We start from the raw sequence: 11,997 nt of genomic DNA on the forward strand, positions 1-11,997 counted from the left end.
ATAATGGCGTCAAATATCGTTCTAATCGGATTTATGGGAAGTGGCAAAAGCACCATAGCAGGCGAGCTTGCGGGGTTGCTTGATACTTTTGCGCTTGATACAGATTCTATAATCCAAAATAGCACAAATCTTAAAATCAGCGAAATATTTGCCAAATATGGTGAAAAAGCATTCCGAGCGCACGAATCACACCTTATCCATTGGCTCTCACTCAATGTCTCAAATGCTATCATTGCCACAGGCGGAGGAATGCCTATTTTTAATGATGTGCGCCCAATGGGAAAGATTGTGTATCTTTGTATCGGGTTTGAAGAGATCACAAAGCGACTCACACCAAAAGAAAGAGCCAAGCGTCCGCTTTTTGGTGATAAAGCTAAGGCTTTAGAGCTTTTTCACACACGAGAATCTATCTACAAAAAAACCGCAGACATTATCATCAATGCAAGCAAATCACCACAAGAAGTATGCGATGAGATTCTGCATTCCTTCAAGCCACAAATACGCTAAATAACCACTCTATTATTTTTAGATTCTGCTATATTTTGACATTGACTTTTTGTTTATGAGCCAAAAAATCACAAATAAAATCATATCTAAATCACATTAAATTTAAGCTATTCTTAAGTGGGGGGGGGGGGCAAAATATCACCTTCAAAGCTTTTGCTTTGGTATTTTAATCAAAGGATTACAATGGAAAAATTGGAAAAATTGGAAAAGGTCGTGCGCAAAAAAGCTATTTGGAATAAGCTTATGGGTGCTGGGTTGCTAGGCTTGGTATTTATTTTTGCAGGTTGTAGCCAGAATCTAGCGCGTTTTTCTGTCGCTACTACGAGCAATCTACCGATGACAGATTTGACAAAAGGCGAGTATGTCAAGGGCAAAGATTGTATTTTTACATTTTTGTGGTGGGGATTTGGCAATACAAGCAATCGTGTAAGTGGAGCTGTGGCTAAAGCTTTGGAAGTTTCTGCCAAAAAAGGTGGTCCATCTGATGCGCTTGTCAATGTCGATATTAGCGAGTCTTCTTGGCAGTTTATCATCGGCAGAAATTGTATTTGGGCAAAAGGTCAAGCTATCGAGTTGAATAAATAACTCACACAAATAACGCTAGTCTGCTCTTTGCGATTGCAAAAGGGCGGGCTAGTGGGCTCATGCATAATTCTTACTTTCACTTCACTTACTAAAGCATTTTTTATATATTCTAAGCTAGAATGCGTATCTAAAACTACAATCTAACATAAGGCTATATAATGCAAGGCTACAACCCAAAAGAAATAGAGCAGAGAATCTACCAAATATGCAAGCAGAGAGGGTATTTTGAAATCACAGGCAATCAAAAAACCCAAAAAACAAAAAACAACGACACACAGCATCAACACGCAGAATCTCAAGCACAAAGCCCAAACACCCAAACCCACCTAGCAGACAAATCAATACACAAATACACACGCAAATCCACACATAACCCCGCGCAAACACCCAAAACTTTTTGTATTATGATGCCCCCGCCAAATGTAACAGGAGTTTTGCATATCGGGCATGCGCTCACCTTTACACTCCAAGACATTATCACGCGCTATAAGCGAATGGACGGATATATCACGCTCTATCAGCCCGGGCTTGATCACGCCGGCATAGCGACACAAAACATAGTCGAAAAACAACTCCTCGCGCAAGGAATCAAAAAAGAAGACATCGGCAGGGAAGCATTTATAAAAAAAGTTTGGGAATGGAAAGAAGAATCCGGAGGGAAAATCCTCACGCAAATGGAAGCTCTAGGGATTACGTCGGCGTGGTCGCGCACGCGATTTACTATGGATTTGGGGCTAAAATCAGCCGTGCGAGAGGCGTTTGTGCGATGGTATGACAAAGGGCTTATCATTCAGGGCGATTATATGGTGAATTGGTGCACTCATGATGGCGCGCTCTCTGATATTGAGGTCGAGTATGAGGAGCAGCACACTTTTTTGTATCATTTGCGCTACAAAATCCAAGGAAGCGATGAGGTTTTAGTCGTGGCGACAACGCGCCCGGAGACATTTTTTGGCGATACTGCGGTGATGGTGCATACTCAAGATTCTCGTTATAAGCATTTGATAGGAAAAAATGTCATATTGCCATTGCTTGATAAGGAGATTCCAATCATCGGCGATGATAGCGTGGATATGGAGTTTGGGACAGGGGTTGTGAAAGTTACGCCCGCACATGATATCAATGACTATGAAGTAGGCAAAAGACATCATTTGCCAAGTGTGGTTGTGTTTGACTCTCGCGGAATCTTAAATGAACTCACAGGCGAATTTCAAGGGCAAGAGCGACTAAAGGCGCGTGAGCATATCATAAAAAAGCTCCAATCTCTCAATGCCATAGAAAAAATCGAACCCTATGTCAATCAAGTCGGCAAATGCTATCGTTGTGGCAATATCATCGAGCCTTATATCTCAAAGCAATGGTTTGTCAAGCCAGAGATTGCAAAAGGTGCGATTGAGCGCGTCAATAATGCAGAATCTAGATTCTACCCCGCACAATGGCTCAATAACTTCAATGCGTGGATGAGAGAATTGCGCCCTTGGTGCATCTCTCGTCAGCTTTGGTGGGGGCATAGGATTCCGGTGTGGAGCTGTGAATGCGGGCATACCTTTGCTTCAAAAAACGAAGTAGAGAGCATCTGCCCCAAATGCCAAAGCCAAAATCTCACTCAAGATCCCGATGTGCTTGATACTTGGTTTAGCTCGGGGCTTTGGGCGTTTAGCACTCTTGGCTGGGGCAATGGTGGCTTAGAATCTGATAAATATAATCCAGATGATTTGGAGTTGTTTTACCCAAATTCACTGCTTATCACAGGATTTGATATTTTGTTTTTTTGGGTCTCAAGAATGCTTTTTAGCGGAGAATCGCTCATCGGAGAATTGCCATTTAAAGATATTTATTTGCATGCTTTGGTGCGCGATGAATCAGGACAAAAAATGAGTAAATCCAAAGGAAATGTCATCGATCCAATCGAGATGATAAATCAGTATGGAGCGGATTCTCTGCGGTTTTGCCTCGCGTATCTTTGTGCGCAAGGGCGAGATATACGACTCTCAAGCGCACAGCTTGAACTAAGTCGGAATTTTGCAAACAAACTTTTTAACGCGACACAATTTTTGATGATGTATCTTCAGCAGCTCGGTGGCAAAGAATCATTAAAGTATGGATTTGAGGATAAAGAAGAACTTATGGCTTACACAACACCTCTAGGGAGATTTGCCAAATCAAGATTAAATCTTGCGACAAAAGAGCTGCGCGAAGCACTTGATTCGTATCGATTTAATGACGGCGCAAGCGTGTTATACAGGTTTTTGTGGGGTGAATTTTGTGATTGGTGCATAGAGTTTGCAAAAGCCCAAAAAGAGGCGATTTTTGAGCTTGGAAGTGTGCTAAAAACCGCACTAAAACTTCTGCACCCTTATATGCCATTTATCAGCGAGGAGCTTTATCACAAGCTCAATGCCTCAGACCTTGAGAACACAGAATCTATCATGATCGCACCATTTCCTAATGACATAGCGCAGGATTTAGATCTTGAGAGAGAATTTGAGGTGATTAAGGATTGTGTGGTTTCACTGCGCCGTTTAAAAGCACTTGTTGATCTTGCAAATAAACCGATCAAAAAAGCCTATATCAACCCAAAATCTGCGCTTAAAAGTTACGCGCTAGGCTTTATCCAAAAGCTTGCTCGGATTGAATGCGTAGAGATTCAAGATTCTAGAGTGGCAAACTGCGTTGTCGATGTGAGCGATAATGTCGAGAGCTATTTGCCAATTAATGAAATCGATGTGGAGGCTATCACAAAGCGACTTACCACACAAGAAGCTAAAATCCAAAAAGAAATCACCAAACTAGAATCTATGCTAGGCAATAAAAAATTTGTCGATAATGCCCCGCAAGAAGTGCTACACAATACGCAAAACGCGCTTAATGAAGCAAAGCAAAAAATCCAAAAAATCCAAAATGAGATAAGTATCTTTCGTGCAGTGTGAGATATGCGTCTCTTAATGATTCTTGCGATGATGGGTTGGGGGCTTGTGTGGCCCCTCTCTAAATTTATGATTAATTTTGGTACTCCACAGCAGATTGCGTGTTTGCGGTTTTTGATCGTGAGTGTTTGCTTTGTGCCATTGCTTGTGTATTTGAAGATTCCATTCAAAATTCCCAAAAATGTGCTTATGCCTACATTTCTTACAGGCATTTTGAATGCGATATATTCGTATCTGATGTATGTGGGAATGCAATATGGAGACGCTGGAAGTGCTGGAGTCATCACAGAAGTGCTAGCACCGATTATGGCGGCGTTTTTGTGGGTGGCTATCAAGCATCAGAGTTTGAGTAAAAACGAAAAATGGGGATTGTTTTTGGGGGTGGTATCAGGAACGTTTTTGATTGATATTTTTCATAATGTTTATGCGTTGCTCTCGTTGTTTAATGTGATTTATTTGCTCGCGGCACTTGATTGGGCGTTTTTGATGATTGCTTCTCGATACGCGACAGAATCCATAAACGCCATAAGCCTTAATTTTTATGCGTCATTGATTACATTTGTGCTGTTTTGTCCGCATTTGCTTGATGTGGAGCAGATGAATGTGTTTAGGGCTGGGTGGGAATTCTGGCTTGCACTTATCGTTTCTTGCGTGTTTTGCACGGTGTTTTCTACGACTATTTTTTATAAGGCTTTGTTTGTGCTAGGCGTTACAAAAGGCGGTATGTATGCGCTGTTGGTGCCACTATTTGCGCTATTTTTCTCTTGGGTGCTTTTGGGGGAGATTCCAAGATGGCATACCATTATCGGTGGGATTTTAGCAATCTTAGCGATATATATTATTAATCATTTGAAGCTATCTAAATTTGCATAGAATCTAGATTCTATTTTTGCTAAATGCGCATCATTTGAAGCCCGTATTTTGCGTCATCGATTTTTGACTTTAAGCTTGATTTTCAGCTGTTTGGCACAGATTTTGACACACTTCATTTTGTAAAGAACATTTTGCTTTTGCAAATCGCGTTCATTATAGCAAATTTTTTGCAAATTCCGCAAAAATTTTGCATTCACACAGAAAAAGCTCTTATTTACGACATTTCACGCCTATAATCGATGCAAATCCAAAGCCAAACCAAATCCAATTCTCAAGCCAAGCAAACCACTTGCAAACCTCTGCAAACACGGCAAAGCCCGCATTTATCGACACTTCAAAGATTAACGCTCTAATTCCAAATGATAAGACTCTCCAAATCCCGCTTTTTTGCATTTTTGCACCACGTGCGCAAATCCAAACTCTCCCGCGCAAAAATACCACCAAATCCACGCAAAGCTTGTCATTTATAAGCCTTGACTCTCCACTGCTCGTTTTGTGATGTGGGCGTGCGGGCGAAATGGTGTGGGTGAAATCGGTTTAAAAAGGTTGCGACAAAGAAATTAGCACACAAGAATGCGGTGCAAACACAAAGTCGCAAGCAAAAATTAGCACAAATATCACCACTTACGCGCAAGCAAAACAGCTAACAACTCTACCTTTAAAAAAGATTAGAGAAGCAAACGGATTAGACAAAGATAGATTTTTCTCAAGGTGGTATCAACATCCTAAAGTATTAGAAACAATCAAGGTAAAAACAAAGGATAATAAAGAGGTAGAAGTGCTTAAGATCTTGCATAAAGATGGCAGTATAAAGTATCATTAGCCTTTAAGCCTCCTTAAGCCTTTGTGGCACATTTTTGTCTTTCTTTTATTTTCTCTCAAATGCTCCGTATTTCACAAGCCAAGCCAAAGCCAAGTATCAAGTATAATGATAAGTCCAAAATCTAAAGTCATTTTTACTCCTTTATTGGATAATTTATGGGACAATTTGTAGGACAATAAGTTGATAAAAAGCTATTTTATACTTAATTTTACTTATTTGCTTGCCGCTCTCATCATTCTTTTTGATTGCGGTGTAGCCTTGAGATTATAAACCATTGCACCTTTGGCAAGTCTCTTAATCTATCAAAAATAGGCAAGTTCCCTTTGAAACTTCTCTAAGCAATACATTCTAAACCTTTTTTGCTTGATATTGCTAAAATCTAGGGATTTTTTAAAAGGATTAAAAGGTGTGCTAAAGTTGAATTTGCGGATATGTATAAGGGCAGGGAAAACTTTATTGCTTGAAGTAGTGTAGGCTTGTGGTAAAACACTTTCTTGTAAATGTTTTATTTTAATTTTTGATTTCTTATCTACAAAATCATACTCATTCGCTTTTCTAGCATAAGGGATAACTATATGAATTTTAATGCCTTTTTTCTTGGGCAATTTTTAGTGGCGGGATCAAGTCGGTATCGCCGCTTATAAGTTGAATAATATCAGGCTTATGTTGATACATATCATTAACAATATGAGTAGCTATATTGACATCGGTCTGCTTTTCTTCGTGCTTTTTTATTTCCTGCTTACAATTATGACAAAAGACTCTTTTTAGCTTAAAATGCCCCATAATCACTTCCACGCCTAAATCTTGCAGGATAGCTACATAATTTTGATGTCTTATGTATGATTGCGGTTTCCACTTTGGGTATGCAGTAAAAAATTTAATCTTTATTATTTCATCGTTGCGAGATAAGAATCTAGCAGAGAGTTTGTTGATATTTTGCCACTTTAGATATTCTCTATTGCTTCCTAAATCTTTAATGGAATGATAAAGATTAAAGCCATCAATATATGTTATAACACGCAAAAATACTCCTTAATCCCCCTACGCATACGCTAATAGGGGGGCTTCATAGGATATACCTATAAAGGAAGCAAGAGAATTCTACTTGGTTTTATTAAAAATGTCAAATTTTAAGCAATATCTACTTTACAATTCAAGCACTCATATAATGTCTCTTTACTTGTTCTGTCTTCAATGAAGTCAATTCAATTCTCAATCACACTCTATGAGATGTTTATTTGCCAAGATAAATTGATGTGCCTCTTTTGCCTGCGCTTCATCGCCAAATCTCACCCCGACAAACTCCGACCATTTTTTGAAATCCTCCAAACTATCGATTGATGTTTGACTCATATCAAATATTTTTGTGGTAGAATTATCCACTAAGTCGTTAGGGCGTAGATTAGTCCCATCGTCCTTAGCAATTTGCTTACTTGGTAGAAAATCAGGAGCAGGCGACTTATCCACCTTATACGCAGTGATTATCCATTTATTTTCACCCTCACCTCTAAAGCCTTTTGAGAGCCCTAATCGATAAGTTTCGCCATCTTTATGATAAATTATACTCAGCACATTATTATCTTGTTTTACCTCGCCTTTTGCGATTATCTCACTTAACTCTTGGCTCAAATCCTTAAAATCGCCCTCGTGCTTAGCGATGATATGCTCCAATCCAAAGTCTTTATTTCCCCAAACCAAATCAATATCGCCTAAGCCTTGCTTTTCGTAAGCTCCTACGACTTGCCCGCTTTTTGTCTTTAGCAAGTGCTCCACTGCCTGCGCGCCTTTGTGGTAGAATTGCGGGTAATTCTCCCCAAACTCCGCCAAAGGAGACAAAGCAGAGTCAAAGCCCACTCTACTATATGAAGTTCTTTCCCATTAAATCTTAAAGAGAGGGGATATTCAAGTTTAAGCACTTGTTTGACTTTACTGCTCGGAACATTAATATAAGCAAAGATATGAAGATAAGTAGCTTTGTTTATATCAAAGTATTCTTTTTTTAAAGTAAGTGTGTAGTCTTCACCTATATAAGGACTATCACTTCTTTCTTGTGTAATCTTTCTGTAATCAAGTTTTTGAGGAAGAGTTTCATCTGTGCTTAAAATATATGCCCATTTCGTATTTGCTTTAGCTTCTTTGAGTTCTTCTTGTGAGAGCTTTGTATTATTATAGTGAGCTTGAAATGTAAGAGTATCATTGGCTTTATAATGTATATACTTCTTGTCTTTAAAACTTACACTTTGTACAAGAACTTTGCTCTTGTTTTGTAAGGGAGGCTTTTTTGTGCTCAGTTTTGCATCTGTAATGATATAGCGTTGAGAGAGTTTTGCTTGTCTGTTGATTTGAAAGTTTGGATTAGTTGTTGTGGTTTGGTGTATAGGAGAATAACTCATTTTAAAAGCCTTCACACTGAGAGCTTACCTGACTCTCGTGGATTACTCCATAGATTGCTTTACTTGTATCTTTTACTTCTGGTGGGATATAAGCTACTTTTAGCCATTTGGGATTGGTAGGGTCTTTGCCTAAATTTAAAATGAAACCCTGCTTCACTTTTGAAGTTTTCTCTATTTGCACCCAAAGATGAATGTGGAATATCCACTACATTTACAATGTTAAAATCTGCACAATGTTTTGATACATTAGAAGCACCAACTTCATTAATTGTGTTTGTCATTGCTTGTGATATTAAAATAAGTATTGATTTCATCTTCTGGAGCCGAAATGTCCATAAGTATATAAGGCTTTTTATCTTTTTGATAAAGAATAAAAATATAGGGGCTATCAATTTTGCTTATTTCTAAAGAATAGCTTTGGAAGGTTAATGCCTTACATTCCTCTACAGGTATGGCATAGAAATTGGTTTCAATCCCATTAGCACGCAAATAATTCCCTACCGAATCAAGATAATATGCCCAATCATCCATTGCAGTATAAAAATCATCTTCATCGTTGCTAGAAAGTTTAAGATTTTTAAAGTAGCCTTCTGTTTGTGTCGCGTAAAATCCACATTTCTCACATAATATCCTGCAATCTTTATGGACAATTTTTATATCATTGCCATAAAGACTAAAAATCACACTAACAAAAACAATACAATATTTAAGCATTATTTTTCCTCCTAAGGTTGCGTAATTTCAATATGGTAGCAAGACGCTTGATTTCTTCGTTCATCAATAATATGAAAACCTTGATGAATATTTTTGTATTCTTCAGCAGCCCTAAAAAACTCCTTCTGGTTTTTGAGGCTACGCACCGAAACATCAAAGGTATTTTTTATATTATGCTCATTATCTATTTTACACTATATTCTTTAAGAATCTCTAGTATCTTTTCATAATTTGCTATGGCTTTAGAATCTCCTTTAGCTTTAACTTCTTGGAGTTTTTGATTGGCAAGTTGTTTATATTTTATTGTTAGGTGCAATTCTTTTAGGATAAGTTCATTTTCAAGTAAAAAACTCACAACCAAAGGATTTATATTCTCTTGTAAGATATTATCAAGATAACTTCCCTCTGCATTTTGTAGAGTGATTATCTCGTTTTTTCCGAGATAGTTGAGCATTTGCTTTAAACCCATTATATCACAAGTTTGCATCATATCTTTAACAACCCCATTTGTCTCTACAATATAGTATTGATTAATTTGTGCATTATCTCCCCACTCATACTCTCCCCAATCCAATTTCCATTGCTGAAAAAGAGAAGATTTATCATTGATATTACATAAAGAATTAGCATATACGCTAATACCAACCAAAAATATTAATGCCATTGAATATGTAACTATTTTTTTCATTTCAATATCCTTTTGTGTTAATATAATTCTTATATTTTTCTTGAGTATCCTTTAAAGCCTCTATCATTTTTTCTGCACCATAGTGTGCTTTATTGCCTCCTATATTTTCATAAAAGGATTGTTAGCCATTATACTCGTTGGCAGGATATTTGCTAAACTCATCTGCGTTTAGTGCAATGAAACATAATAGTGTTAAAAGTAGTTTTTTTATTTTGTTTGTTCTCCTTTCTTAAAAATGATTTTTGCAAATCATTGTCCGCTTTTATATTTTTCTAAAATTTCAATAATCTTTTCATAATTTCGCACAGTATTAGAATCATTGCTAGATTTTGCCTCATTTAGCTTTTGATGGGCAAATTGCAATGGTGCTTTCTTAACATAATTTTTATTATAATACACTTCATCTATGACAAATTCCTCATACTGTGCCACATTATCTTTATATGTGAGTTTATTTTCTAGCAGAAATTGGACAGATTCTACCTTCGCAGATTCAATAGCAGCAATCAAAAAAATCATTCCTCCACTTGCTTGCATAGAGGTAAATTCCCGCTTCCCAAGCTCATCAAGCATTAGTCTCAAGCCCTTTATGTCGCATTGTTTAAGCATATTTATTATCGCATAAGGTGTGCCTGAATTATAATAATATACATCATCTTCCTGTCCTTTCCAATCTTTTGCCCACTCATTATAGAGAGCGGATTCTCTTATGAAGTTGCATTCTTGTGAATCTTGCGTTTGTAATTCTCCTGAATCTTTGGAATCACCACACGCATTTATCTAAAATGCCACAAGCAAAATCCATAAAATTTTTACCAACTTTGTCATTTTTACTCCTTACTAACCCTATAAAAAATTTTATTTTTTAGCACAATACCTTTAAGCGACACACAATCGCTTAAATTTCCACTGATTTTTAGTCTTTGTTCTTTATCGTTTTCATCTATGGGCTCATCTTGGATTCTAATCGACAAAGCGCATTTGCCTTTATCATAGCCCTCATTCCAAAATTCTACCGCGTCATAACCAACGCCATTTTCCGCAGTATCACTCTCACCGCCAAGATAGCTATTTGGATGGACATTTGCCCTGTCTTTGAGAAGCAATTTTCCATTGTGGATTATCTCAAAATCTATCACCCTAAACATAAAATAATCGCTCATTTCTGCAATCCACTTTTTTGTGCCTTGCAACTCTTGAATCTTGATTGTTATGCCATCATTTTGTTTGGATTTAAAAGTGTGAATCTGTGCTTGATTTGTGGCTAGATTCTCCGCACCAAACGCTACACTACACGTTAAAAATATAAATGCTAGTAGTTTTTTCATCTTTTGCGCTCCTTTCTTAAAAATGATTTTTGCAAATCATTGTCCGCTTTTATATTTTTCTAAAATTTCAATAATCTTTTCATAATTTTGAACAGCATTAGAATCACCATTAGATTTTGCCTCATTTAGCTTTTCATTAGCGTGGTCGCACAAACTCTCTATATCATCGTCTATTATATGATTTTTAAGCAAAAATTTAAGTGCCTTTGCATTTGCCAAATCTATGGCTTGCTGCTCAAAAGTAGGCGCACCGATAATGCCATTTAAAAACGCCATATTATGCTCTTTGTCCTTTTCTAATGCTTTGTATATAAGCTCTAACCCAGCAATATCATCTGCCTTAATCATATCAATGATAATATACGCGCTCTCAAAAGCATAAGATTTATTTGTAGCGGCAGGGTTGCTAGATTTATTGTCCCATTTATGATTTCCCCATTGCTTAAACCACTCACTATAAAAAGCGGACTCGGTGTTTTGTGTGCTTTGCATGTGCGCTGAATCTTGCGCATGGCCAAAAATCAACATAAAAGCAAGGATTAGTTTTTTCATTTCATTTTTACTCCTTTCTATCTTGATTCCATTATTATGGATTTGTCTTGCTTTGTGTGTTAAGAATTACCAATCTATACTCCATTGATAGATTACTTCAATATAATCTTTTGTTTGTCTATAAATCGTAATGCTACCACTATCATATCCCATACCAATTACCCAAAATTTCCCTTTAATATCGTGTATGTAATATGTTCCTACTTCGTCATCTTTATTAGATTCTGATTCGCCATAATCATATAAGTTTTTATCGGGCAGTGTTTTCATTTCGTGTTTTTGTCTAAATAAAATATAGGCTTCTTTAATATCTTTAGCTTTTATAAAATATTTTCTTATACCTATATCCTCTCCATTTACATTTCCACAAGGGAATTCATAGCCACTTGTTCTATATTTACACAAATCAATAAAAACAAGATTATTTTGAGAATCCTTTTGTATTTTAGTTTCATCATATTGCACTAAAAATACTTCTGAAAAAAATTTTTCTCTTTCATCTATCATTGTTATTGCTTGAGTGTCATCGATTTTTATTATCGCCCCATATAAACTACCACAAAACAACACGATAAATACGGCATATTTTTTCACAATCATATCC

The 11,997-nt window shown here is 36.9% G+C and carries 15 protein-coding genes; 5 read left to right on the forward strand and 10 right to left on the reverse strand.

Annotation, left to right across the window (positions count from 1 at the left end):
* Positions 1-3 precede the first annotated feature (3 nt).
* From DY109_RS03590 to DY109_RS11115, 5 genes are all read left to right on the forward strand, one after another.
* Positions 4-507: a shikimate kinase gene (locus DY109_RS03590; protein ID WP_034550174.1), complete on the forward strand. Its 504-nt coding sequence runs from the start codon at positions 4-6 to the stop codon at positions 505-507.
* Between the two features lie 183 nt (positions 508-690).
* Entirely contained in the window at positions 691-1,092 is a 402-nt protein-coding gene (locus DY109_RS03595; RefSeq protein ID WP_235148595.1) for a hypothetical protein, read from the forward strand.
* Positions 1,093-1,250: 158 nt separating this feature from the next.
* Entirely contained in the window at positions 1,251-4,022 is a 2,772-nt protein-coding gene (locus DY109_RS03600) for a valine--tRNA ligase (protein ID WP_115737766.1), read from the forward strand.
* Between the two features lie 3 nt (positions 4,023-4,025).
* Complete coding sequence (locus DY109_RS03605; RefSeq protein WP_034550172.1) at positions 4,026-4,892, forward strand: DMT family transporter; 867 nt, start codon at positions 4,026-4,028, stop codon at positions 4,890-4,892.
* A gap of 187 nt (positions 4,893-5,079) precedes the next feature.
* On the forward strand, positions 5,080-5,391 hold the full coding sequence (locus DY109_RS11115) for a hypothetical protein (protein WP_023949183.1): 312 nt from the start codon (positions 5,080-5,082) through the stop codon (positions 5,389-5,391).
* A 906-nt stretch (positions 5,392-6,297) separates the two neighbouring features.
* Here DY109_RS11115 and DY109_RS03615 read toward each other — a convergent pair.
* From DY109_RS03615 to DY109_RS03660, 10 genes are all read right to left on the reverse strand, one after another.
* A complete protein-coding gene (locus DY109_RS03615) occupies positions 6,298-6,741 on the reverse strand; it encodes an NYN domain-containing protein (RefSeq protein ID WP_023949179.1) in 444 nt (147 codons plus the stop codon).
* A gap of 189 nt (positions 6,742-6,930) precedes the next feature.
* Complete coding sequence (locus DY109_RS03620; RefSeq protein WP_081714927.1) at positions 6,931-7,491, reverse strand: putative barnase/colicin E5 family endoribonuclease; 561 nt, start codon at positions 7,489-7,491, stop codon at positions 6,931-6,933.
* On the reverse strand, positions 7,476-8,111 hold the full coding sequence (locus DY109_RS03625) for a hypothetical protein (protein WP_244916631.1): 636 nt from the start codon (positions 8,109-8,111) through the stop codon (positions 7,476-7,478). The genes DY109_RS03620 and DY109_RS03625 overlap by 16 nt, the downstream gene beginning before the upstream one ends.
* A gap of 1 nt (position 8,112) precedes the next feature.
* On the reverse strand, positions 8,113-8,268 hold the full coding sequence (locus tag DY109_RS03630; protein WP_023947266.1) for a hypothetical protein: 156 nt from the start codon (positions 8,266-8,268) through the stop codon (positions 8,113-8,115).
* A gap of 107 nt (positions 8,269-8,375) precedes the next feature.
* Positions 8,376-8,825, reverse strand: coding sequence for a hypothetical protein (locus DY109_RS03635; protein ID WP_023947264.1), 450 nt, complete (start codon positions 8,823-8,825; stop codon positions 8,376-8,378).
* A 184-nt stretch (positions 8,826-9,009) separates the two neighbouring features.
* A complete protein-coding gene (locus DY109_RS03640) occupies positions 9,010-9,513 on the reverse strand; it encodes a hypothetical protein (protein WP_023947261.1) in 504 nt (167 codons plus the stop codon).
* A gap of 249 nt (positions 9,514-9,762) precedes the next feature.
* Entirely contained in the window at positions 9,763-10,086 is a 324-nt protein-coding gene (locus DY109_RS03645) for a hypothetical protein (RefSeq protein ID WP_023947259.1), read from the reverse strand.
* 257 nt (positions 10,087-10,343) lie between these two features.
* The gene (locus DY109_RS03650; protein WP_014667029.1) at positions 10,344-10,841 is read right to left on the reverse strand and encodes a hypothetical protein; all 498 of its coding nucleotides are present in this window, start codon (positions 10,839-10,841) and stop codon (positions 10,344-10,346) included.
* A 36-nt stretch (positions 10,842-10,877) separates the two neighbouring features.
* On the reverse strand, positions 10,878-11,393 hold the full coding sequence (locus DY109_RS03655; protein WP_023947257.1) for a hypothetical protein: 516 nt from the start codon (positions 11,391-11,393) through the stop codon (positions 10,878-10,880).
* A 66-nt stretch (positions 11,394-11,459) separates the two neighbouring features.
* Complete coding sequence (locus DY109_RS03660) at positions 11,460-11,993, reverse strand: hypothetical protein (RefSeq protein WP_235148531.1); 534 nt, start codon at positions 11,991-11,993, stop codon at positions 11,460-11,462.
* Positions 11,994-11,997: the final 4 nt, after the last annotated feature.

It is taken from the genome of Helicobacter fennelliae (assembly GCF_900451005.1).
In the GTDB taxonomy this organism is placed as follows: Bacteria; Campylobacterota; Campylobacteria; order Campylobacterales; family Helicobacteraceae; genus Helicobacter_B; species Helicobacter_B fennelliae.